Origin of the sequence: Micromonospora sp. B11E3 (assembly GCF_039871625.1) — a bacterium.
In the GTDB taxonomy this organism is placed as follows: domain Bacteria; phylum Actinomycetota; class Actinomycetes; order Mycobacteriales; family Micromonosporaceae; genus Micromonospora.
Map to the genome: position 1 here is coordinate 67,951 of NZ_JBDPMC010000026.1, position 22,986 is coordinate 90,936.

Sequence of the window (22,986 nt, forward strand, 5' to 3'; positions counted from 1 at the left end):
ACCAGAGCACTCGCTTCCGCTGGTCACGGCCATGACGCGGCACGTCCGAGGGGTTCGGCGGCCCGGCCCTCCGGCCGACAGCCCGAGACTCTCGGTCAATGCGTATTTCACGAATTTGAGTGGGGCCGAGCCATTTTCGACCCCTCTGTCCGCTACCGCGCAGGGATTCGCTCACCGCCCGAAGTAAACGTGCGCGCGCGGGGATCGCCAAGCAGGGTCGTCAATGCGGAGGGGCCCGGCAATAGCACCTTCAGGGGGCGGTCAACCTGATCATGACGGGGCACCCGATATCCACGGACGGGAATCCCATATCGCAGGACCGAGCTGTTTCCCCGGCGTCAATGAGCCAAGCTCGGCTGGGCCGGCCCGAGGGCCCCGTCCCGACAGTCCACATTGGACATATAATCCACCGTCCTGTGGTGCGTGTGCCCACGCTGGCCTGAGCAGATCGACTGGATCACCAACCGGAAGCTGACCCATGACGGAGCATCGGAATAACACCATCTCCCCGGCGATTGCCAACGGCGGTCCGCCACCCGCGCTGACCGTGCCGACCCTGGGGGAGGCACTGGTCCGCGCGGCGCGGCTGCCCGGGAGTGGGCACCTCACCTACATCGCCGAGGACGGGAGCGAGTCGCGCCAGACGTACGGCGAACTCCTGCAGGACGCGTCGCTGATCCTCGCCGGGATCCGCGGTCGCGAGGACGGCCCGGCCCCCGGCGACCGCGTCCTGGTACAGATCGACCACGCACCGAGCCTGCTGGCCGCGTTCTGGGCCTGCGTCCTGGGAGGATTCGTCCCGGTCCCCGTGAGCGCCGACCCACCGCCGGCGGCGGGGATGTCCGCGGCGGAACTGCTGGCCGGCGTCTGGGGCGTGCTGGGGCGGCGCGCCTGGGTGGTGACCGGTGACGGCCCTGGGGCGACCACCCCGGTGGACGCAACCGGGTCGCGGGCCTGGGCGGAGCGACTGCTGGGCTCGGTGACCGAGCTGCGCCGGTGCGCGCCGACGCCGGAGCGGCAGGCCGACTTCCACCGCGCCGATCCGGACGACGTGGCGGTGCTCCTACTGACCTCGGGCAGCACCGGGCTGCCCAAGGCGGTCCGGCTCACCCACCGCAACATCCTCAGCCGCGCCGTCGCGGCAACGGACGTACGGGGGCTGACGACGGCCAACCGGTCCTTCAACTGGATGCCGCTCGACCATGTCGGCGGGCTGGCCATGTTCCATGTGCGGGACGTCCTGCTCGGCTGTCACCAGGTCCACGCCAACCACCGTTGGGTCATCGCCGACCCACTGCGCTGGCTCGCCGCCATGAGCAGGCACCGGTCCCACTCCACCTGGGCCCCGAACTTCGCCTTCGGCCTGATCAACGACCGGGCCCAGGATCTCGCCGGGCAGTCCTGGGACCTGAGCCAGCTGGGCTACATCATGAACGGCGGAGAGGCGGTCAAGGCCAGGATCGCCCGCCGGTTCCTCGCGCTCCTCGCGCCGTTCGGGCTTCCCGGTACCGCCATCCATCCCGGCTGGGGCATGTCCGAGACGTCGGCCGGCGTGGTCGAGAGCGTGTTCGATCCGGAGTCGAGCAGCGACGAGGACCGGTTCGTCTCGCTCGGCAGGCCGCACCCGGGGGTCGAGCTCAGGGTCGTCGACGAGCGCGGCGCGATCCTGCCGGAGGGGACGGTCGGCAGGCTCCAGGTGAGGGGGGCGGCGATCACCGCCGGCTACGACAACAATCCCGAGCAGAACCGGCAGACCTTCACCGACGACGGCTGGTTCAAGAGCGGCGACCTGGCCTTCATCCGGGACGGGGAGCTCACGGTGACCGGGCGCGCCGACGACATCATCGAGGTCGGAGGCGTGAGCTACCACAGCCACGAGATCGAAGCCGTCGTGGAGGAGATGACCTTCGTCGAGCCCTCGTACACCGTCGTGTGCCCGGATGGCGCGGCGGACTCGGCCGGATTGTTGATCTTCCTGCACCTGCGGCCCGGGACCGACCACGAATTGGCCGAGCGTGAGGTGGGCAGGCACGTCTCCGACCGGTTCGGAACACGGCATGTTCGCGTCATACACGTCGACAGGGACGAAGTTCCCAAGACAGGGATAGGCAAGCTCAAGCGCGCCCAGTTGCTTCAGCGGTACGAACCCTAGCGGCGCCTCGTTCCCGCAGCAGTCAGCGCCGTGCATGAACCAGCCGTCCGCGGTGCGCATGCCATCGAACGGGCGAGGGCTCCCCAGGTGCGGTGACAACCGGTCACCCGGGCCAGCACCCGACTCCAGTCACGCGGCACGCGCCCGGCTCCTGGAGCCGCGCCAAAACACTGGAATGCGAAAAGGGGAACTGGATGTGAGTACTGGTGGGATACGCGGGGCCGAAATTGCCGTCGTCGGCGGCGGGGCGTCCGCGGTGTGCCTCCTCGACGCTCTCGCACAGCTGGAGGAACCGGCCGGGGGCGTCACGATATTCGAACCCGGGCCGCACCTGTGGCGCGGGCGGCCCTACCAGTGGGACACGGAAGTCCTGCGCCTCAACGCCACGCCCGACGACATGTCGGTACGCCACGGCGACCCCGGACACTTCGAGCGGTGGCTGGCGGCTCGCGACCTCGTCGTCGGCGTCGGTGCCGACGAGACGAGTCCGCTCGACCCGTACTCCGGAACACGCTTCGCCCCGCGCACCGTGTACGGCGAATACCTGGAGCACTCCGCCCGCGACAGCCTGATGGCACTGATCGCCCGGGGGTGGCGCGTCAACATTGTCCGGGAGCGGGTGGTCTTCGCCGCGCCCATCGCCGATGGCGCCGTCCTGAAAACGGAGCAGGGCCGCCAGTTCCAGGCGGACTACGTGGTCCTCTGCGTCGGTGGCGGCAGCCCGCAGGACAGCTACGGACTGAGCGGCTCGCCCCGCTTCCTGCCCGATCCCTACCCGGTGTCGCGCACCTTCGACACCCTCCACGCCTTCGACCCGGACGCCGAGGTCGGCATCATCGGCAGTGGTCTCACCGCCGTCGACGTGGTGCTGGCGTTGGTCGCGCGCGGCCACCGGGGACCGATCAGCCTGCTGTCCCGCACAGGTCTGCTACCCGCGGTCCGGCAGCGCCCGGTCGCGCACGAGCTGCGACACTTCACCCCGGAGCGCGTCCGGGCGGCCGCGCAGCAGGGCACGGTGACGCTGGACACCGCCATCCGGATGTTGGGCAACGAGCTCGGTGCCGCCCGACAGGATTTCACCACCGTCGCCTTCGAGATCGCCGCCCTGTCCCGGGAACAACCCGTGGCGCGGTTGCGACGCCAGTTCGCCGACGTCGACTCCGCCAGCACCGCCCTGCGGATCATGCAGGCCGCGGTACCGGACACCGGTCCCGAGCTGTGGTCGCTGCTGCCCGAGCACCAGAAGGCCGAACTGCTGCACCTGCACTACCGCACGGTCCTCACGCTGTGCTGCCCGATGCCGGCCGCCAGCGCCGCGACGCTGCTGAGCCTGATCGACTCCGGGCAACTGCGAATCGTCAAGGGCCTGCAGCGGATAGCGGTCACGGGAAGCACCCCGGCGACCGCCCACGACGGCGGATTCACCATCACGACGGATTCCGGCACCCTGAGCGCCGACCACATCGTCAACGCGGTGAACCCACCCGCCCACAAGATCCCGGCCGCTGCCGCACCGCTGATCGATTCGCTGGTCTCCGCCGGAGTGGCGGCCCGCAACCCGCTCGGCGGGCTGTATGTGGAGCGCGCCACCAGCCGGCTGACCGTCAACGGGACGCCGCATCCGCGCTTCCACGCCCTGGGCGACCTCGCCTTCGGCAGCCTGTTCTTCACCTTCGGCATCCCGGCGATGGTCAACCGCGCCCACGAGATCGGCGCCTCCCTGCGTGACCACATGTCCGTTTCCCGGCGCGCCCTGGGGCCGGTCTCCGCCCTGGCGAGTCCCCGGTAGGGCCTGCCCGACCTTCCTTCGACCCCTCAACAGATTCCACGGAGAGAAGATGACCGACCTGTCCACACTCGACGCCACCCCCTTCCTCGCGGACACCCACACCGGCCTGCCCATCCCCGACGACCCGGCATTCGCCTCGGTGGCCGACGAGCGGCGCTACCGCAAGCAGCGGCTCACCGCCGCCCTGCGCCTCTTCGGCAAGTACGGCTTCGGCGAGGGGATCTCGGGCCACGTGTCGGTCCGCGACCCCGAGCACCACGACCGGTTCTGGGTCAACCCGTTCGGGGTCTCCTTCAACCGGGTCAAGGTCCGGGACCTGATCCTGGTGGACAGCACGGGGCAGGTGGTCGAGGGCAACCACCGCGTCAACCCGAGCGCGTTCGTCATCCACTCCAAGATCCATGAGCTGCGGCCCAACGCCACGGCCATCGCCCACGCCCACACCGTGCACTCCCGCGCCCTCGGTTCCCTGAACCGGCTCCTCGAACCCCTCGACCAGGAATCCTCCGCCTTCTACCAGGACCAGGTCCTCTACGACGACTACAAGGGCACCTCGGTCGGGCTCGACATCGGCCAGGAGATCGCGGAGACGCTCGGCGACAAGAAGGCGCTCCTCCTCAAGTACCACGGCCTGATCACGGTCGGCGGTTCGCTGGAGGAGGCGGTGCACTGGTTCTTCACCTACGACAGCGCCGCCCACGTACAACTGCTGGCCTACGCCGCCGGCGAGCCGCAGCGCCTGACCCACGAGCAGGCGCTCGCCGCCAAGGACGGGTTCGGCGACGCCCAACTTGCCCGGTTCAGCTTCCAGCTGCTCTGGGACGAGATCACCTACGAACAGCCCGACCTGCTCGAGAAGTAGCCCGGATGGCTGGATACGAATTTCCCGGGGACGTCTACGAGATCATCCGCAAGGACTTCCGACAGCTGGCCCTCGAGACGGACTTCCTCGCTTCGCTCGCCCCTTCTCCGGGCCGGTTTCTGGACCTCGGAAGCGGAACCGGGACCAACCTGCGGGCGCTGGCGGAGCGGGGGCACTCCGGGGTCGGAGTCGACCAGAGCGCCACGTTCACCGACTACGCCAAGAACGCGGGCGGCGCGAACATCGAGTACGTGCTCGGTTCGGTCACCGAATTCGACACGGACGACACCTTCGACGTGGTGTACAGCCTGTTCTCCACGCTCAACCTCGTCCCACCGGACCAGCTTCCCGGGCTGCTCGAGAAGGCCCGACGCTGGCTGCGGCCCGGCGGCCAGCTCGTACTCGACTCGGGTCACCTGCTCAACTACGTCGACAGCTATCAGCCGTCCATGGTCGCGCACCACCAGGGCGACGGCGTACTCGTCACCCGGCTGGTCCGGACGCAGATCAACGCGCACGCGGCCAACTGGCGCAACGAGGAGACGATCCTGGTGGGCCGGCCCGACGGCCAGTGCTCGTTGTACCCCAACTTCTTCGACCAGTACGTGGTCACCGCGCCTGAACTACGCCGGCTTATGTCGGCGGCCGGCTTCGAGCTCACCGCCGAGTACGGCTCCTTCCGCAAGGACCCTCCCCCGCCCTTCGGCCGGGGGCCGCTCATCCAGGTGGCGCGTGTCGCCGGGAACTGAACCGGGCGGCGACTGACGACGATCCGCCCCCGTACCGGCGCGGGAACCACCGTCGCGGTGGTTCCCGCGCCAGCCGCGGGCGCTGTCGACTGCCGGGCCGTCAGGGGCGCGCCGCCGAGGCCGCGGGGACCGGAGCCGGCGGGTTGAACCGGGAGTACGCGTGCAACTGCCAGCGCAGCCGGCTGGCCCGCTCGATGTCCACCACGTGGTCGACCTCGAACTCGACCATGCGACGCGCCCCCGGGAACTGGCGCGCCTGCTGCGGATCCCAGTTGATCCGTCCGGTCCCGCTCAGTTGCAGGGTGCGGCCGGTCTCCCAGTCCAGGAAGACCAGCCCGCACCGGGGATCGAGCTGCATGTTCCCGAGGGTCATGAAGAACGAGTTGCCCAGGTAGTCCGGCCAGGTGAGCGTCCTCGGACCGGTCACCGCGACGAAGCCCGGCTGCCCGCCCCGGTGGTTGGCGTCGGCGCCGTGACCGGCCGCGCGGCTGCCGATGAAGAAGGTGTCCGCCGCCCGCACCATGGCCTGCTGCTCCCCGGTCAGCTCCCGGCCGACAGTCGCGTGGGGCGGGCCGGGCGGCGTGGCGTCGTCCACGACGGTACGGAGTTGCAGGTACTTGGGGCAGTTGCCGAGCACCTGCTCGGTCCGCAGCACCAGGCGGTCCCCGTCCCGGCGAGCCGTACCGGCCGCCTTCACCCGGCGCAGGGTCTCCGGCGAGAGGACCACCATGCCGAAGTCCCCGGGCTCGGCGAAGGCGTCCCGCAGCGGGTCGCCCACGGGTGGCAGGGTGTGGATCACCATCGTGCGGCTGTCGAGGGTGTCGACGAACCCCTCGTCACCGGTGAGCACGGTGCACCAGACGTTTCCCTCGGCGTTCGCCCCGGACAACGCGATCAGACGCTGGTGGCGGATGAACTCCGTGAAACCCCCGATCTCCGCGCCGAACATCGGTGAGCCCCAGCCGGGACCGCCCTCACCGGCCATGCGCTGGACGGCCTGCTCTCCCTCGTGTGCCAGACCCATTGGACCACCTCCGACTGATGTCCGGACCCGCCGCACCGGCCGACGCCTGCCGGCTGCCGGGCGGGCACGTGCGCCCAGAAATCGGTGCCGCGGCCCGGGCTGCGATTTCCGGGGTGTACGAAACAACCAGATGAGCGGATGAACGGAGCCCCCGAAAGTCGTTGCGACGACGCGGCCGAACTCACGGTGAGATCCCGTGAATCTCGTTGCCGCACTGCCCCGTCCCGGGATGGATCTTACACGAGCGGAGTTCAAGCCGGTCGATGGCCGAGACCGAGCCGGTGGTACGGCGGTCTTTGTCGCCGGCCCGGCACCGGCCTTTCGACCACGGGCCAGATCGCCGGGCAGCACGGGGTGACGAACAACTGAACGGAACAGCCCACTCGGCCCTGGCGGCACGCTTTTCCCGGGCCGTCGCACACCCCGCCGGCTGCTCTGCCGTCGATCACCTGTCGCGGTTGAGGCCCACGATGGCACCGTTGAGAGCGGTGGCGAACAACGTCCACGCGGCGTAGGGGGCGAGCGCGACGCCCGCAACGCGGTCGGTGCGAGCGGCGCCGCGCAGCAGGACGAGGTTGGAGACGTTGAGCGCGGCGATCTCGGCCAGCGCGGCGGCGGGCCTGCGGGCACGGAAGAACAGCACGGTCCAGCCGGCATTGAGCGTCAGGTTCAGGGCATAGGCGCGGGCGAATGCCGCCCGTTCGGCGCCGCTGCTGCGATCCAGTGTGCGGGCGCCAGCCACCGCGATCAGCGCGTACAGCGGGGTCCACACCAGGGGAAACGCCGCCGACGGAGGCTGCCATCGGGGTTTGCGCAGCCGCTGGTACCAGCGCGAGGAAGGGTCGGTGGCCACGGTGCCGGCAGTGGCCGCCGCGGCGACGGCCGCCCCGGTCTTGATCCAGGTAGGTGGTCGCATGATGGCCCGGTACCCGTCCAGGGGCGGGCCAACCGCGTCCGGCGGGTTGCCTCCCTCGGGGGATACGCCCAAGGCGCCGGTGGGGCGGGGTCGTTCGGGCGAGTATGGGCGGTATGGGACTTCGGGACGGGGGTGGGCAGGGCTGGGGCCTGCTGCAACGCCGCGAGGAGGTGCGGCAGGCCAACTTCCTGGAGCTGTTCGTCGACCTGGTGCTGGTGTTCGCCCTGGCCGGGGTGGTCAGCCGGGTCACGCGGGACATCTTCAGCGACGACCCTGTCGTCCGGTGGCAGTCGCTGGCCTACCTGCTGGTGCTGACGCTGCCGCTGCTCTGGATGTGGATCACGACCGCGCACATCACCAGCTGGTTCGACCCCCGCCGCCACAAGATCCAGTGGATCGTCCTGGCCAGCGCCTTCGGGCTGCTGGTCATGTCGACGTCGCTGCCGTTCGTGTTCGTCGGCCGCGGGTTGGCGTTCGTGCTGCCGTACGTGATCCTGCAGTGCGGCCGGCCGCTCGTCCTGATGCTCGCGCTGCGCGGACACCCCCTGCGGCAGCTCTACCTCCATTCGGTGCTGTGGTCCGCGGCCACGGCGGTGATCTGGCTCGCCAGCACGGCCTTCAGCGGCGGTGCCCGGGCCGCCCTGTGGGGCGCCGCCGTGACCGTGGACATCGTCGCCGCGCAACTCCGCTGGCCGGTACCGGGGATGACCAGACCGCCGGTCAGTGCGTGGGCCACGGACAGCCGTCGCCACCTGCCCGAGCGTTACCAGCAGTTCCTGATGATCGCCCTCGGGGAAACCGTGCTCGCGGCCGGCATCACGCTGACCACCCATTCGGTCACCGCGGCGACCGCCGCGGGCCTGGTGGTGGCGTTCCTGTCGACGATGCTGATGTGGCGCATCTACTTCTACCGCTCCGGCCAGGTCCTCGCCGAAGCCGTCGCCGCCGCAGGGGACAGGGACGCCGCCGGCCGCGCCACCGGCACCGCCCACGTCGTCATGGTGCTGGGCATCGTCGCCACCGCCGTCGGCTTCGAAATCGTGCTCATACACCCGGGCGGCTCGTCGGTGCCGGTGTGGCTCGTCGCGATCCTCGGGGGCCCGGCGCTGTTCCTCTACGGCCGCATCCGCCTGGAACGCATCGTGTTCAACCGGCTCTCCCTCCGCCGCGTCGCCGCCATCGCCGCCCTCGCGGTCACCAGCATCCCCCTGTACTTCGCCCCACCGCTGGCCGCCGCGGTCGTGGCCGCGCTCGTACTACTCGCCGTCGCCCTCGCCGACGCCCGCCACGCCGCCGGCCGACCCCCCGAGGCGCCCTCCCCGGCCCACTAGCACCGCGCGGCCTACGGGCGCAGAGCCTCGACCGTCACCTCCGCCGCCCGGGCGGTCAGCGTGGGCGCTGGTCCCCGGGGGGCTTCCGTCGGTCGCCGCCCGGCCGGCGGCGGGGCCCCGTGCCTCACCCAGCATGCCCGCCAACCCGACCGGCCAGCGTCCGGGACACGGGCACGGCTCAACTACCCTCGCCGCCGTGAACACAGTGGAGATCGAAGCACCGATCGTCGGCGTCACCGTCTACCCGGACCGGGCCCGGATCACCCGTCGGGGCAGCACCCGGTTGGCCGCCGGTGAGCACCGGGTACGGGTCGCACCGCTCCCACTGGGCCTGCGGCGGGACTCGATCCGGGTCGGTGGCCGAGGCGCGGCCACCGTGCTCGGCGTGGACGTGACCACGTGGCGGCAGGCCCGCAGCACCGACGGGCAGATCAGCGGCCTGGAGCAGCGGCGCCGCGAACTGGCCGACGAACTGGCCGAGGTCGCCGACGCGGACGAGATCGAGGAGCAGCGGGGGCAGTTCCTCGCCCGGCTGGCCGAACGGGCCGGTGGCACGTACGCCCGCGCGCTGGCCTCCGGCGACGCGGCCCCGACCGACGTGGCCGCCTTCACCGACTCGGTGGCCGGCCAACTCGCTGACTCGCGCAGCCGGCGACGGCGGCTGGCCCGGCGGCGCACCGAGCTGGCCGAGGAACTGGCCGTCGTCGAGCGTCACCTCGCCGCCGCGAACGGCAAGCGGGAACCGGACCGGCTGGCCGCCGAGGTGACCGTCTCGGTGGACGCCGACGACGCCGAACTGGACCTGGAACTGACCTACCTGGTGGACGGGGCACGCTGGCAGCCCTCCTACGATCTGCGGCTGGTCGACGACACCATGACCGTCACCTGGTTCGGGCTGGTCAGCCAGGACACCGGGGAGGACTGGCCGGAGTGCGAACTCCAGCTCTCGACCGCCCGACCGGCGGCGGCGACCGCCGTACCCGAACTGTCGCCCTGGTATCTCGACCGGTTCCGGCCGGCGCCGCCGGTGGCCGTGTCGGCGGCCCCGCCCGCCGGGATGCCGCCGCCCCCGGCGCCCGGCGCGGCGCCGGCCCTCGCCGGTGGCGCGGCCCGGTCCGGTCCGCCGCGCCCGAGGATGCGCGAGAACGTCGCCGAGGTGGAGCAGGGGGTGACCGCGGCCACCTACCGCCCGGCCCGTCCGGTGGCGGTACCGGCCGACGGCAGCGCGCACCGGGCCACCATCGCCGTACTGGAGCTGCCGGCCCGACTGGACCACGTGACCGTGCCGGTGCGCGCCGCCGAGGCGCACCTGCGCGCCACGGTCCGTAACACGTCGGCGCACACGCTGCTCCCCGGCCCGGCGGCGGTGTTCCACGGCGCCGACTTCGTCGCGGCCACCCGGCTGCCGATCTGGGCGCCCGGAGAGGAGACCGAGCTGGCGCTCGGGGTGGATGACCGGCTGCGGGTGGAACGGAAGCTGAACCGGCGCTCCGAGACCAGGGCAACGCTCGGCTCGACCCGGCGGCGGGAGGTGGAGTACCGGATCAGCGTCGCCAACCACACGCCCCGACCGGCGACGGTCGAGATACGCGACCAACTGCCGGTCTCCCGCGACGACGGGGTGGTCGTGCGGGAAGCCGCCCTCGTGCCGCCGCCGGCCGAGCGTACCGAGCTGGGCGAGCTGACCTGGCGGCTGCGGCTCGAGCCGGGGGACAGCGGTGAGATCACCATGGGCTTCCGGGTGGAACTCGCCAAGGGGGTCGAGCTGACCGGCTGGCGGGAGTAGGGGGCCGGTTTCATGCGTGGCCGCGCGGCCGGCTCCGGCGGAACCCGCCCTCCCGGTGCGGCCGCACGGCCCGCAGCAGCAGGGGCTGACCGGAAGGAGTGGTAACCGGCGCGACGGTCGCACGGTACCGGCAGATCCCCGCTGTTGCTAGGGTGGCAGGGCGGTGGAGACCGCAGCGAGGGAACCAGGGAGCGGATCATGGTGACGGGGGACGACGACATTTCGGGGTGAGCGGCCCCACCGCCTGCCGGCCGTTGCCGGGGGCGGCCTGTCTCGTCATGCTTCCGTCCGCCCGACCGGGGCGCCTGCCGCGTTCCCGGCTTTCCCCGAGGTCTTTCCGATGTCCGACGCCTGCGTCATTTGCGCGAATTTGTCCTTTTCCTGGCCGGACGACACCCCGGTCTTCTCCGACCTGTCCTTCACCGTGCCGCCCGGCCGTACGGGCCTGGTGGCGCCGAACGGTGCTGGCAAGACCACCCTGCTCCGCCTGATCGCCGGCGACCTCGCCCCGACCGGAGGCGTCGTGGCGGTCGATGGCGTGCTCGGTTACCTGCCGCAGAACCTCCCCCTCGCCGGTGACCTGACCGTCGCCGAGGTGCTCGGTATCGACGCGGCACTCGCGGCGCTGCGGGCCATCGAGGCGGGTGACGCGGCGGAGGAGCACTTCACCGCGGTCGGGGACGACTGGGACGTAGAGGAGCGCAGCCGGGCCGAACTCGACCGGCTGGGCCTCGGTGACGTGGCGTTGGACCGGCACCTGCACACCCTCAGCGGCGGGCAGGTGGTCTCCCTCGGCCTGGCGGCCCAACTGCTCAGGCGTCCGGACGTGCTGCTGCTCGACGAGCCGACCAACAACCTCGACATCGATGCCCGACACCGGCTGTACGCGGTGCTGGCGGACTGGCCCGGGTGCCTGCTGCTGGTCAGCCACGACCGGGCCCTACTGGACCGGATGGACCGCATCGCCGCACTCGACCGTGGCGAGGTGCACCTGTTCGGCGGAAACTTCACCGCGTACGAGGAGGCGGCGCGGACGGCGCGCGAAGCGGCAGAGCGTACCGTGCGCAGCGCCGAGCAGGAGGTGAAGCGGGAGAAGCGGGAGATGCAGCAGGCCAGGGAGCGGGCCGAGCGGCGGGCCGGCAACGCCGCCCGCAACCTCGGCAACGCCGGCCTGGCCCGGATCGTCGCCGGTGGGCTCAAACGCAGCGCCCAGGAATCGGCCGGCCGGGCACGGCAGGCGCACGCCAATCGGGTCAACGAGGCCCAGGCGCGGCTCGACGACGCCAGCCGGTCCCTTCGCGATGAGCAGATTCTCGCCCTGGAACTGCCCGACACCACCGTTCCCGCCGGCCGCACCGTCGTCGCCGCGGAACGGACGCAGGTCCACCACGGCGGTCGGCCGGTCTTCGCCGGCGACGGTGTCGACCTGACCATCCGGGGCCCCGAGCGGATCGCGCTGACCGGGCCCAACGGCACCGGCAAGTCCACCTTGCTGCGCCTGCTGCACGGTGACCTCGCCCCGGACGTCGGGCAGGTGCGCCGCGCCGAGGGTCGCGTCGCCTACCTATCGCAACGCCTGGACCTGCTGGATCTGGACCGGACGGTCGCGGAGAACTTCGCCGCGTACGCCCCCGACCGGCCGGACACCGAACGGATGAACCTGCTGGCCCGCTTCCTGTTCCGCGGCGCCCGGGCGCACCTACCGGTGGGCGTGCTCTCCGGTGGTGAACGGCTGCGCGCCACCCTCGCGTGCGTCCTCTACGCCCAGCCGGCGCCACACCTGCTGCTGCTCGACGAACCCACGAACAACCTCGACCTGCTCAGCGTGGGCCAACTGGAGAGCGCCCTCACCGCGTACCAGGGCGCCTTCGTGGTGGTCAGCCACGACGAACGGTTCCTCACCGACATCGGCGTGCAACGGTGGCTGCGCCTCGACGAAGGCCGCCTACGCGAGGTCCCCGCACCTGACGGCGCGTGACCGCCGACCCGCTCCGCTGACGCCGCCCCCGGCGCCGTCCGGAGGCCTCGTGGGCGGCACTGCCAGACCCGGCCGGATCAGGGCCGGGTGGCGCCAGCGACCGCGGGTTCCGGGATGTCCCCAGTCGGATGCGGGTAGGTGGTCGCCGGCCGCCGCATGAGCGTGGCGTAGGCGACCAGCCCGAGCAGGGTGGTGACAACGGTGATCAGCCCGAACGGGACCGGATTGGTGCCACCGCCGAGCCCGACCAGCGGCGCGGCCAGCCCGCCGAACGCGAACCGGGCCAGGCCGAGCAGTGAGGCGGCGGTGCCTGCGACGTGGGGGTAGTCCGCCAGTGCGAGTGAGGTGGTCGGTGGGGTGGTCACGGCGACACCACTGACCATCGTGAGCAGCGACAGGATGATCGCGATCAGCGGCAGGTGGAACGCGGCGGTGACGAGCAGACCGCCGGCGCCGGCGACGCACATGACGAGCCCGACCACGAGCGTCGCCTTCTCCGACCACCACTCGCAGAGCCGCCCGGCGACGAAGCCGAACACCATGAACCCGAGCGAGTTCAGGCCGAACGCGAAGGAGTAGCCCTGCGGCGAGAGACCGTAGATTCCCTGGAGGACGTAGGTCGCGCCGCTCAGATAGGCGAACAGGGCGGCGTTGACCATGCCCGTGACAAGCACGGCGCCGAGGAACACCCGGTCCGACAGCAGGTGGCGGAAGTCGCGTCCGGTCTGGGGGAATCCGCCGCCGCCGCGGTGCTCGGACGGCAGGGTCTCCCGGAAGATCGTGGTCGAGGTGATCAGGATCGCCGCGCCCACGGCGGCGAGGAACAGGAAGACGCCCCGCCAGTCGGTGAGGTTCGCCAACTGCCCGCCGATGACCGGGCCGATGATGGCAGCGAGCCCGCCGAGTACGGTCAACCGCCCGTAGTAGCGGACGAGCCTGCGGCCGGAGTACAGGTCGCGGCCGGCGGCCTGGGCGATGACGATGCCCACGGCGCCGGCGAGGCCCTGGATGAACCGGGCGGCGATGAGGGTCTCGACGTTCGGGCTGACCGCGCACAGGGCCGAGGTGAGCACGTAGGCGATCACGCCGACCAGCAGCGGGCGGCGTCGGCCGAACCTGTCCGACAGGGGCCCGGCGACGACCTGGCCGAACGCGAGCCCGAGCAGGCAGGCGGTGATGGTCAACTGCGCCACCGAGGCCGCGGTGCCCAACTCGACGGTGAGCGCAGGCAGCACGGGCAGATAGAGGTCCATGGAAATCGGACCGAAAATCGTCAGCAAGCCGAGCACGACTGCCAGCGGGCGGCCCACGGCCTGTCCACGCGTGGCGAATTCGGTGCGGATGGTGCGCACGCACCTTCCTTTCCAGGATGGTGTTGTCAGGACGGTCACCCGCTGGGCGTGGGGCCGGCTGTCCTCGTCGCGATCCAGCAGATCCCGGCGGTGCCTGTTCAGGAAGTTCCTGCTGGAGGGTGTACCGACAGGGCACCCCAGCCACGCCGCGCGACACGTACGGTCGAGACGTGGACAATCGCACGGAGGTCCGCGAGTTCCTCGTCTCGCGGCGAGCCAAGATCAGCCCGGAGCAGGCGGGCCTGCCCGCCGGCCCGAACCGGCGGGTCCCGGGCCTGCGCCGCAGCGAGGTCGCGTCGCTGGCCGGCGTGAGCATCGAGTACTACTCGAAAGTCGAACGGGGTTCCCTCGCCGGGGTTTCACCCAGTGTGCTGAACGCCATCGCACGGGCGCTCCAGCTCGACGACGCGGAGCGGGCCCACCTGTTCGACCTCGCGCGAGCTGCGGAAGGCAGCAGTGCCCTCATGCGGCCCCGGCGCCGCACGGCACGTCAGTGGTCGGTGCGCCCCAGCCTGCAGTGGGCCCTCGACGCCGTCACCCAGGGTCCCGCGTTCGTGCGCAACGGCCGCCTGGATCTGCTCGCCGCGAACCGGCTCGCCCGCGCCTTCTACGCCGAGGTGTACGCCCAACCGCAGCGCCCCGCCAACATCGCACGGCACACGTTCCTCGACGAGAACGCCCACCGCTTCTACCCGGAGTGGGACCTCGCCGCCGACGTCTGAGTCGCCATCCTCCGTACCGAAGCCGGCCGCGATCCGCACGACAAGGATCTCCACGACCTCGTAGGGGAACTCTCCACGCGCAGCGACGAGTTCCGGAAACGCTGGGGAGCCCACAACGTCCGGCACCACGGCACAGGCGCAAAGACCTTCCGCCACCACATCGTCGGCGACCTGGCCCTCGCCTACGAGGGGCTGGAAATGGTCGCGGACCCGGGCCTCACCCTGGGCTGTGGGGTGCCCTGCCGGTACACCTTTCAGCAGAGACTCCCCAGCAGGTCACGGATGAGGTTTGCTGGACGACGATGAACGCGACGACCAGCCACCGAGTCACCCTGGAATCGACGTCATCCTCCTCACCGGACGGGCCGTCGAGGACGACCCCAACCGTCCCGTCCTCGCCGTCGCCATCGACCCCGCCGGGCGGCGGGCCGCTCGGCTGAGCCCCACGGCGTCCCACGGCGCCGGCGCCACCCCGGGCCGATGCTGGTGGCCAGCCACACGGTGCCGGCGAGGGCGCGGCACGCCGACGCCCTGCGCCGAGTAGCCGCCCGTAAGCGCAACCGGCCGCTGCGCGGCCGAACCTCGTCACGAAGAACAGGAGCAACCATCATGCGTGTTCACGCCTACGCGGCACCCAGCCCGTCCGAGCCGCTGGCCCCCACGATCATCGAGCGGCGCGACGTCGGCCCCAACGACGTGCTCATCGAGATCAAGTACGCGGGCATCTGCCACTCCGACATCCACACCGTTCGCGGTGACTGGGGGCCCCAGCCCTACCCGCTGGTGCCCGGCCACGAGATCGTCGGCGTCGTCGCCGAGGTCGGCTCTGAGGTCACCCGCTGCCAGGTCGGGGACCGGGTCGGGGTCGGCTGCATGGTGAACGCCTGCCGGGACTGCGTGAACTGCCGCAACGGCGACGAGCAGTACTGCCTGAACGGCATGGTGCCCACGTACGGTGGCGTCGACCGGGACGGCACCATCACCCAGGGCGGTTACGCCACCCACGTCGTGGTCGATGCCGGCTTCGTCCTGTCGGTGCCCGAGGGAATCGACTTCGCGGCCGCCGCGCCGCTGCTGTGCGCCGGCATCACCACGTACTCGCCGCTGCGGCGCTGGGGCGCCGGCCCCGGCAGGAAGGTCGCGGTCGTCGGCCTCGGTGGGCTGGGGCACATGGCAGTCAAGATCGCCCACGCCCTGGGCGCCGAGGTGACCGTGCTGTCGCAGTCGCTGAAGAAGCAGGAAGACGGACTCCGCCTGGGCGCCGACGATTACTACGCCACCAGCGACCCTGACACCTTCAAGCAGCTCGCCGGCCGGTTCGACCTGATCATCAACACGGTCAGCGCCCCCATCGACGTCGACGCCTACCTCAGCCTGCTCGCGGTCGACGGCGCTCTCGTCAACGTCGGCGCCCCCGCCGAACCGCTGACCCTGAACGTCTTCTCCCTCATCGGCTCTCGACGCTCCTACGCCGGCTCGATGATCGGGGGCATCCGCGAGACCCAGGAGATGCTTGACTTCTGCGCCGAACACCACATCGGCGCCGAGATCGAACTCATCTCCGCCGACAAGATCAACGACGCCTACGACCGCGTCCTCGCCTCCGACGTCCGCTACCGGTTCGTCATCGACACCACCACCCTCGGCTGACCGTGAGCACGGCGGGGTCGGCTCAGCACTGGTGGGCTGACAGCTGGCAGTGATGGGCGCGGTGGGGCCCGGACCGACGGTCCGGGCCCCGCTGTCGTCCCCGTGCCTCAGGGGACGATGACCTCCGTCCGTAGACCGGCGTTGCCGGTCTTGTCGAACGTCCAGATCGAGATCGCGACCGGCTTGCCCGTCGGCGCGGCGAAGCGGACCGGGCTGGTGGTGCCGTAGCGGGCCAGGTTGCCGACGTCCGGCACTCCGGGCGCGACATCGCCGGAGTACCACCGCACGATGGTGCGGGCGAAGTCGGTCGACGGCGGGTTGGTCCAGCTCAGGCTGACGTAGTTGCCGTCCCGGACCGCGCTGACGCCGCTCACCCGGTACGGGCCCTTCAGGTCGGTCCGGTCGTGGTAGCGGATCCGCCCGCTCAGCGTCCGCCCGCTGGCCGAGCGGCAGTGCGCGTCGAAAGTGATGTCGAGCAGATCGAGCCGCTTGTCCGGCCCCTTGTACGCCAGGTTGGCGATGTCCAGGACCCCACGGTCGACCTCGCAGGCGTTGTTGGCCCAGGACAGGCTCACGCGCAGCCCGGTGTCGTCGGGCTTCCACTCGTAGTGGCTGCCCTGGGCGAAGGTCTGCCCGGTCGGAAGGAAGAACCGCGCCATCCAGAGCGTGCCGTCCGCGCCATACCCCTGGGACGAGATCTCGTACGGGTTGCCCCAGCTGATCGAGTTCGGCAGGTCGAGGCGCACGTCGGTCCTGGTGGCGTCGTCGTAGTCGACGTCCAGGGACCAGTCGCTGGTGCCCAGGTCACCGGCGCCGTCCAGGGTGGTGCTCATGGTGCCCGCCGACGTCTTCACCTCCAATCTTGCGTACCGGGGGCCGGCGTACTGCGGAACGAAGCCCACCCACACCGTGCAACCGGACGGACCGACCACACCGGTGCAGTCGTTGCGGCGGATCCGGAACGAGCTGGGGGTGGGCCCGGTGAGCGCCACCGAGTCGACGGTGGCCGGGGTCGAGCCGGTCGGGTACACGGTCACCGGCATGTCGTACGACGAGCGGCCCGGGTACGTGCCGGGCGGCCAGCGCACGGAACGGGGGGTGACGTCGATCGACGACGGCTTCGGATAGCCGACCCGGATCTCACCGAACGTGGGGCGCTGGTCGGCGGTGAAGGCGTTGTTGCAGTACCGCACGAAGGTGATCCAGATCCGGGTGATCGCGGGCCCGTTCCACTGGATGTCGCGGACCTCGAAGTTGCCCCGCTGGTCGTCGCAGAAGCCGAGTGGGCTGATGGAGATACCCGGCCGCCCCGGATCGGTGAACGGCTCGTTCTGCGCGTCGCCGTAGTAGCCGACCTTCAGGTACTCGTTCGAGTTGTCCCGGGAGGCGAACCGGAAGGTCAAACCGGAGGACCCGTCGCGGGGGCTCACACCCACCTGGATCATCTGCCGGGTCACCTGATTGGACTGGAGGACCCCGACGGTGGAGTTTGCCGGGGTGAAGACCGCGCTGCCGTACTCGCCGCTGATCGAGACGGAATGGTTCTCCTCGATCACGGTCGCGCCGGCGTGGCGCGCGGGGATGACGTCGGTGGTGACGAGCGTGGCGAGCACCGCCACCAGGGTGATGCCGAGCGCGCGACGGCGCCACGGCCGGGGCGCGTGCCGGCCGCGTCCCCATCGGGGTCCGGCACCCGGCATCCGGTGGCTGGGCGCGGGGACAGGTATACCGCTCATGAGTTCCTTCGCTGTTGGGGAACAGGGACAGGAGCGGTACGCGCCGGACCACCGGCGGTCATCCGGATCTTGTCCGCTCCACCCGATCAGGCGTCGAAGCCGTCGAGAGGGTTACATTTTCGGCGTCGGCGATGACGATGAGGCCGTGCTGCGGCCACCCTGTGCGGGTTCGTGCCCAGGAACCCGTCGACCCGTCACGAAGGGTTGTCTGCGTCCCTTGGCAACGGGCCGACGGTACGCGGCGGGTCGAAATCACTCGTCCTGTGACGGATAGGCGGCGTCCACTTCGACCTCGACCAGCCAGCCGTTGACCGGTAGATTCTCGATCTCGAGCGCGAACCGCGATGGCCGAGCGGGGTTGACCACCATCGGCGGGGCCGGCGCAGCCGACCCGAGTGGCACAGGCACGGGCTCACCGGTCGAGAGGCTGGTGTTGGCGAAGAACTGCCGGTAGGCCCGGTTCCAGCCGTTGAAGTCCATCCGCTCCTGGCCGGCGGGATTCTGGAGGAACACCCGCATGGTGATGACGTCCTCGTAGGATAGGCCCACCTTGGCCAGATTTTCCCCGATGCGGCGCAGCACGTTGATGCCCTGCGCCTCGGTGATGGTCACGCCGGCCGGCAGCACACCACCGGGAAACACCACAGTGTCGATGTAGCGCGCCTCCGACCCGGCCGGCGCGGCCGTGTTGAGGGCCGCCGGGCCGAGGCCGCTGGTCTTGTACAGCGCCGTTCCCTTGCCGATGGCCACTCCGTCGGCGATCGAGGGGTTGTCCTGTCCACTGGGGAGCACGGTGACCGTGGTACCGGGCCGCGGTGGGAACAACCCTCCGGCGATGGCAACGGCCGGGACGGCGAGGAGGACGGCGGCGGCGGGGAGAAGGATGCCGAGTCGGCGCACTGTGGGGGCCTTTCTGGCGGGGCGGTCGGGGATAGGTGGCGGGCATGCTCATGCGGCCGTGACGCGGGCGTGGAGGGACTCGACGGCGGCGCGCGCAGAGACCATCGCGCCGTGCTGCCAGGCAATGGCATGGCTGAGGTGGTCGCCGGCGAAGTAGACGTTCCCGGTCGGCTCCAGGAGGTTGCGGTACGCCGCGCCCGTCTGCCCCCCGATCGCGCCGGGCCAGCCGGCCCACGCTCCTTCAGAGAACGGCGCGGAGGCCCAGTCCTGGGAGAAGGACGCGGCGATGTCCTCGCCGTACACATCGCCGAAGATCTTCTTCCCCTGCTTGACCGCCTCCGCCAGCCGCTGGGGTGGGGTGAGGTTGCCGTAGAAGTTCGCGTTCGCGCCGGTGTTGTAGTAGCCGATCATCGTGCCCCGCCTGCCGTGATAGCCGTACGAGGGGTGCCACATGTTCGCGATGTTGGTGTTGGCGTTCGTGATGCCGCCGTAGATGCGGAAGTCCTCCTCCCACCACCGGCGGTTGTACTCGATGCCGATCTTGCCGGCGTTGGTGACGCACACCGACCCGAGTGCGGCGACGATCTCAGCGGGCAGGTTGGACCTGATCTTCGCGGCGATGTGCGGAGGAATGGCGTTGATCGCGAAGTCGGCGACGGCCTTCTTCGGACCGTCCGGGGTCGTGTAGACGACCTCGACGCCATCGATCGTGTTGTTGTACTCGACGATCTCGGCGTTGTACCGCAGCCGGCGGGCGCCGACCGCCTCGGCGAAGGCGTAGGCGATCCGGTCCATCCCGCCGACCGGCTGGTACATCATCATCGCCTGGTCGAACCCCATCTCGAACGAGAAGTAGTTGCCCATCGTCGAGGCGAGGAGGTCGGACATGGCGAACGGCGGGATCGGCGTGCCCGCCTCCAATCCGGCGCCCGGCTCCGGGGCGTAGCCGCGACACCCGCCGCCGGTGTACGAAGCCAGGCCGGCTCATCCCGCCATCGTCGCCTCATCGCCGGCGGCGCCCGCTCGTCGTGGTCGCGGGGCTGACCCTCGACCCGCTCGAGCCCGGCTGGCTGGGGGGCAAGGGGATGCGACGGAACCGGCACGTCGAAACGCATGATCCGGAACTGTCGCGACGAGGCGAGCTGACCGGGTTCACTCTTGCCGATCATGCAGTTTCGGTGCCGGAAAAGATGGCTTTTGCCCAACTTTGCCAGGCGCCAGAACTCCATGATCGGCGCGTAGTAAGGCGGCGAACGTCAGCGGACACCGCACTGGCACGGCAGGGGGCGGGCAGGCCGTGACCTGCCCGCCCGTGAGCCCTGCCGGGCGATACCTACGTCACCGACGTCGGCGGCTGGCCTCGGGGATGTTCGTCTCGACCTCCTCGTGGCGGACCTGGTCGTCGATCGGCTGGTCCTCGACGACCTCGTTCTTGGCCAGGTGGACCCGCTCGACCGGCACCTGATCCTTGGCCACCACAGGGCGTTCCGCGCGCAGGGGCATCTCCTGCTGCGCCTCACCCATATCGGCGCGGACCTTCCCGGCGTTCTCGGCGGTGATCGGCTCGCGCTCGACATACACCTCGTCGTGCTCGACCGGCACGGTCGTGTGCACGTTCTCGGTGACCACGTGCTTGCGCAGCACCGCCTTGCCGGCCGGCTGGCTCTCCGTGCCGACCCGCAGCCGCTCCTCGGACCGGATCAGGTCCTCGCGGCCCTGCGGGGCGCGCTGCGGCGCCTGCCGCGGCTGCATCTGATAGTGCTGGTACAACCGTGCAGTCTGCTCCGCGTCAAGCGGAATGTCCGTACCTGCGTCCACGCTCGGGGCGCTCGTGACCGTCGCCTTGTCGTAGGCCAGCATCAGCTGCCCGTCCGCCATCTGGGCGTTGCCCAGCGGAGCCATCGGCTCCTGGCGACCACCGGTCCGCACGCTGACCCAGGCGGGATAGCCCGCAGTCGCCCATACCTGGCGGACACTGCCGATCTTGGCGCCCGACTGGTCCTGGACGTCCTTGCCATACAGCGAACGCACCTGCTGCTCAGTCAGTTCCACGGCCCTCTCCTCTCCCTGTCACCTCCCGCCTACCCGGTCGCCGCAGCCATTCACCACCCCGCGCCTGCCAACAACCCGCGGCACTCCCAGCGGGCATAACAGTCACGGACGTGGGCAATCGCCGGTTCGCCTGAGGTGAATGCGAGGAAGGGGAAGACATGACGACGTTCAATCCGCCAGCAGGCGGATCGGCGAACCAGCCCACCGGACCGCGCAGGGGCGCAACCGGCACCGCCGCGAAGACCAGCGCGGCAGCAACGTTCGCACTGGTGTTCGGTGTTTCGGCGCTGATCTGCGTGCTGACCGCCATCCTGGCCCCAGCCGGGCTCGTGCTCGGGGTCATCGGCATCGTCCTCGGCATCATCGGAGTCCGCATGACCCGACGCCCCGGCGTCACCGGCCGCGGCGTCGACATCGGCGGCCTCGTCCTCAGCGTCATCGCAGTCGGGCTGGCCCTCGCCTTCGCCGCGGGCCTCACCACCTTCCTCAACAACGAAGGCGCGGTGAACCGGCTCGAACGCCGCGTCCAGGACCTCCGCCACGACCTGCCACGCTGACCTCCCCCGCGCCCAGACCTCGCCCAACGTCGGATCGCGTGGACACCTCGATAGAGAGGTGCAAACCGGCCAAAACGCATCCGGTCAGATCTGCTTATCAAGCGGTCACTCGATCGCGCCTGACCTCCTGAAGGCTGTGTTGCATACCGTGGCAGACCGGCGACCCCGCGAGGCCGATACCGCCGTCTCCGGGTAGGACTTTTCGGGTGTACGTCCGTCCAACGCGCCCGTAAGCCAGGGTTGTGCGGGCGAGTATGAGCGGTATGGAACTCCGGGAAGGCGGTGAAGTCGGCCGGGACCTGTTGCAACGCCGCGAGGACGTGCGGCAGGCCAACTTCCTGGAACTGTTCGTCGACCTGGTCCTGGTGTTCGCCCTGGCCGGGGTGGTCAGCCGGGTCACGCGGGACATCGTCAGCGACGATCTCGTCATCCGGTGGCGGGCGATGGCCTACCTCCTGGTGCTGGCGCTGCCGCTGCTCTGGTTGTGGACCACGACGGCGCAGATCACCAGCTGTTCGACCCCCCGCCGCCACAAGATCCAGTGGATCGTCCTGGCCAGCGCCTTCGGAATGCTGATCATGGCCTCATCGGTGCCGCACGCCTTCGTCGGCCGCGGCTGGGCGTTCGTGCTGCCGTACGTGATCCTGCAGTGCGGCCGGCCACTCATCCTGATGCCCGCGCTGCGCGGACACCCCCTGCGGCAGCTCTACCTCCGGTCAGCGCTGTGGTTCGCGGTCACGGCGGTGATCTGGCTCGCTGGCGTCGCCATCAGCGGCGGCGCCCGGGCCGCCGTGTGGGGGACCGCCGTGGCCGTGGACATCGTCGCCGCGCAACTGCGCTGGCCGGTACCGGGATGGCCAGACCGCGGGTCAGCGCCTGGGCCATGGAAAGCATCCACCACCTACCCGAGCGCTACCAGCAGTTCCTGATGATCGCCCTCGGAGAGACCGTGCTCGCCGTCGGCATCAGCTTCACCGAGCAACGGGACACTCCGCTGACCCTCGCGGTGCTGGCTGAAACACCCGGGCGGCTCACCGGTGCCGCTGTGGCTCGTCACGAGCCTCGGCGGCCCGGCGCTGTTCCTCTACGGCCGCATCCGCCTGGAACGCATCGTGTTCAACCGGCTCTCCCTCCGCCGCGTCGCCGCCATCACCGCCCTCGCGGTCATCGCCGTCCCCCTGTACTTCGCCCCGCCGCTGACCGCCACGGTCGTGGCCGCGCTCGTACTACTCGCCGTCGCCCTCGCCGACGCCCGCCACGCCGCCGGCCGACCCCCCGAGGCACCCTCCCCAGCCCACTAGCCCCAACGCCGCTCGGTTAAGGTCCGGCGGGTGTTTCGCAATGGTTTGTGATGATGTCGATCGCGATGGTGGCTTTGTAGCTATGCCGGTCTACGTTGGGTCCGCGGGCTTGGTACTTGGAGTTTGAGC

The 22,986-nt window shown here is 70.5% G+C and carries 18 protein-coding genes and 1 pseudogene; 12 read left to right on the forward strand and 7 right to left on the reverse strand.

Features of this window, described 5'->3' with window-relative positions; all coding sequences use genetic code 11:
• Positions 1-478 precede the first annotated feature (478 nt).
• The 4 genes from ABGB16_RS15730 to ABGB16_RS15745 all read left to right on the forward strand — a co-directional run bounded on the left by ABGB16_RS15730 (position 479) and on the right by ABGB16_RS15745 (position 5,552).
• On the forward strand, positions 479-2,152 hold the full coding sequence (locus ABGB16_RS15730) for an AMP-binding protein (RefSeq protein WP_347668793.1): 1,674 nt from the start codon (positions 479-481) through the stop codon (positions 2,150-2,152).
• Between the two features lie 196 nt (positions 2,153-2,348).
• Positions 2,349-3,941: an FAD/NAD(P)-binding protein gene (locus ABGB16_RS15735; RefSeq protein WP_347668794.1), complete on the forward strand. Its 1,593-nt coding sequence runs from the start codon at positions 2,349-2,351 to the stop codon at positions 3,939-3,941.
• 49 nt (positions 3,942-3,990) lie between these two features.
• Entirely contained in the window at positions 3,991-4,803 is an 813-nt protein-coding gene (locus ABGB16_RS15740) for a class II aldolase/adducin family protein (protein WP_347668795.1), read from the forward strand.
• 5 nt (positions 4,804-4,808) lie between these two features.
• Positions 4,809-5,552, forward strand: a complete 744-nt coding sequence (locus ABGB16_RS15745; protein WP_347668796.1) for a class I SAM-dependent methyltransferase — start codon at positions 4,809-4,811, stop codon at positions 5,550-5,552.
• Between the two features lie 100 nt (positions 5,553-5,652).
• Here ABGB16_RS15745 and ABGB16_RS15750 read toward each other — a convergent pair whose 3' ends face one another.
• Together ABGB16_RS15750 and ABGB16_RS15755 are read right to left on the reverse strand one after the other, a co-directional pair.
• The gene (locus ABGB16_RS15750) at positions 5,653-6,576 is read right to left on the reverse strand and encodes a pyridoxamine 5'-phosphate oxidase family protein (RefSeq protein WP_347668797.1); all 924 of its coding nucleotides are present in this window, start codon (positions 6,574-6,576) and stop codon (positions 5,653-5,655) included.
• Positions 6,577-7,021: 445 nt separating this feature from the next.
• Positions 7,022-7,492 (reverse strand): TspO/MBR family protein, encoded by a 471-nt coding sequence (locus tag ABGB16_RS15755; protein ID WP_347668798.1) that lies wholly within the window; start codon positions 7,490-7,492, stop codon positions 7,022-7,024.
• 113 nt (positions 7,493-7,605) lie between these two features.
• On the opposite strand from ABGB16_RS15755, the gene ABGB16_RS15760 reads away from it, so the two are divergent.
• The 3 genes from ABGB16_RS15760 to abc-f all read left to right on the forward strand — a co-directional run bounded on the left by ABGB16_RS15760 (position 7,606) and on the right by abc-f (position 12,587).
• Entirely contained in the window at positions 7,606-8,823 is a 1,218-nt protein-coding gene (locus tag ABGB16_RS15760; RefSeq protein ID WP_347668799.1) for a low temperature requirement protein A, read from the forward strand.
• Positions 8,824-9,019: 196 nt separating this feature from the next.
• Positions 9,020-10,609 (forward strand): DUF4139 domain-containing protein, encoded by a 1,590-nt coding sequence (locus tag ABGB16_RS15765; RefSeq protein WP_347668800.1) that lies wholly within the window; start codon positions 9,020-9,022, stop codon positions 10,607-10,609.
• A gap of 340 nt (positions 10,610-10,949) precedes the next feature.
• On the forward strand, positions 10,950-12,587 hold the full coding sequence (abc-f, locus tag ABGB16_RS15770) for a ribosomal protection-like ABC-F family protein (RefSeq protein WP_347668801.1): 1,638 nt from the start codon (positions 10,950-10,952) through the stop codon (positions 12,585-12,587).
• 77 nt (positions 12,588-12,664) lie between these two features.
• On the opposite strand, the gene ABGB16_RS15775 is transcribed toward abc-f, so the two are convergent.
• Complete coding sequence (locus ABGB16_RS15775; protein WP_347668802.1) at positions 12,665-13,939, reverse strand: multidrug effflux MFS transporter; 1,275 nt, start codon at positions 13,937-13,939, stop codon at positions 12,665-12,667.
• Between the two features lie 308 nt (positions 13,940-14,247).
• Here ABGB16_RS15775 and ABGB16_RS15780 point away from each other — a divergent pair.
• Both ABGB16_RS15780 and ABGB16_RS15785 read left to right on the forward strand, forming a co-directional pair.
• Positions 14,248-14,967, forward strand: a pseudogene (locus ABGB16_RS15780) (helix-turn-helix transcriptional regulator).
• A 300-nt stretch (positions 14,968-15,267) separates the two neighbouring features.
• Positions 15,268-16,311, forward strand: coding sequence for an NAD(P)-dependent alcohol dehydrogenase (locus ABGB16_RS15785; protein WP_347668810.1), 1,044 nt, complete (start codon positions 15,268-15,270; stop codon positions 16,309-16,311).
• Positions 16,312-16,418: 107 nt separating this feature from the next.
• Here ABGB16_RS15785 and ABGB16_RS15790 read toward each other — a convergent pair whose 3' ends face one another.
• The 4 genes from ABGB16_RS15790 to ABGB16_RS15805 all read right to left on the reverse strand — a co-directional run bounded on the left by ABGB16_RS15790 (position 16,419) and on the right by ABGB16_RS15805 (position 20,999).
• Complete coding sequence (locus ABGB16_RS15790) at positions 16,419-17,924, reverse strand: hypothetical protein (protein WP_347668803.1); 1,506 nt, start codon at positions 17,922-17,924, stop codon at positions 16,419-16,421.
• A 375-nt stretch (positions 17,925-18,299) separates the two neighbouring features.
• Entirely contained in the window at positions 18,300-18,947 is a 648-nt protein-coding gene (locus tag ABGB16_RS15795; RefSeq protein ID WP_347668804.1) for a Rid family hydrolase, read from the reverse strand.
• Between the two features lie 48 nt (positions 18,948-18,995).
• On the reverse strand, positions 18,996-19,835 hold the full coding sequence (locus ABGB16_RS15800) for an FAD-dependent oxidoreductase (protein ID WP_347668805.1): 840 nt from the start codon (positions 19,833-19,835) through the stop codon (positions 18,996-18,998).
• Positions 19,836-20,285: 450 nt separating this feature from the next.
• Positions 20,286-20,999, reverse strand: coding sequence for a PRC and DUF2382 domain-containing protein (locus ABGB16_RS15805; RefSeq protein WP_347668806.1), 714 nt, complete (start codon positions 20,997-20,999; stop codon positions 20,286-20,288).
• A gap of 158 nt (positions 21,000-21,157) precedes the next feature.
• Here ABGB16_RS15805 and ABGB16_RS15810 point away from each other — a divergent pair, with 158 nt between their 5' ends.
• The 3 genes from ABGB16_RS15810 (at position 21,158) to ABGB16_RS15820 (ending at position 22,857) form a co-directional block, all read left to right on the forward strand.
• Complete coding sequence (locus ABGB16_RS15810; protein ID WP_347668807.1) at positions 21,158-21,556, forward strand: DUF4190 domain-containing protein; 399 nt, start codon at positions 21,158-21,160, stop codon at positions 21,554-21,556.
• 263 nt (positions 21,557-21,819) lie between these two features.
• Entirely contained in the window at positions 21,820-22,485 is a 666-nt protein-coding gene (locus ABGB16_RS15815) for a low temperature requirement protein A (RefSeq protein WP_347668808.1), read from the forward strand.
• A gap of 108 nt (positions 22,486-22,593) precedes the next feature.
• Positions 22,594-22,857 carry a hypothetical protein gene (locus ABGB16_RS15820; protein ID WP_347668809.1) on the forward strand — a complete coding sequence of 88 codons (264 nt, stop codon included), beginning with the start codon at positions 22,594-22,596 and terminating at the stop codon, positions 22,855-22,857.
• The last annotated feature ends 129 nt before the right edge of the window (positions 22,858-22,986 follow it).

Coding starts and splice junctions, on each gene's coding strand:
- ABGB16_RS15800 (WP_347668805.1), bottom strand. CDS start 19,835: ATGTCCGACCTCCTCGCCTCGACGATGGGCAACTACTTCTCGTTCGAG.
- ABGB16_RS15750 (WP_347668797.1), bottom strand. CDS start 6,576: ATGGGTCTGGCACACGAGGGAGAGCAGGCCGTCCAGCGCATGGCCGGT.
- ABGB16_RS15730 (WP_347668793.1), top strand. CDS start 479: ATGACGGAGCATCGGAATAACACCATCTCCCCGGCGATTGCCAACGGC.
- abc-f (WP_347668801.1), top strand. CDS start 10,950: ATGTCCGACGCCTGCGTCATTTGCGCGAATTTGTCCTTTTCCTGGCCG.
- ABGB16_RS15815 (WP_347668808.1), top strand. CDS start 21,820: ATGGAACTCCGGGAAGGCGGTGAAGTCGGCCGGGACCTGTTGCAACGC.
- ABGB16_RS15755 (WP_347668798.1), bottom strand. CDS start 7,492: ATGCGACCACCTACCTGGATCAAGACCGGGGCGGCCGTCGCCGCGGCG.
- ABGB16_RS15745 (WP_347668796.1), top strand. CDS start 4,809: ATGGCTGGATACGAATTTCCCGGGGACGTCTACGAGATCATCCGCAAG.
- ABGB16_RS15760 (WP_347668799.1), top strand. CDS start 7,606: ATGGGACTTCGGGACGGGGGTGGGCAGGGCTGGGGCCTGCTGCAACGC.
- ABGB16_RS15810 (WP_347668807.1), top strand. CDS start 21,158: ATGACGACGTTCAATCCGCCAGCAGGCGGATCGGCGAACCAGCCCACC.
- ABGB16_RS15740 (WP_347668795.1), top strand. CDS start 3,991: ATGACCGACCTGTCCACACTCGACGCCACCCCCTTCCTCGCGGACACC.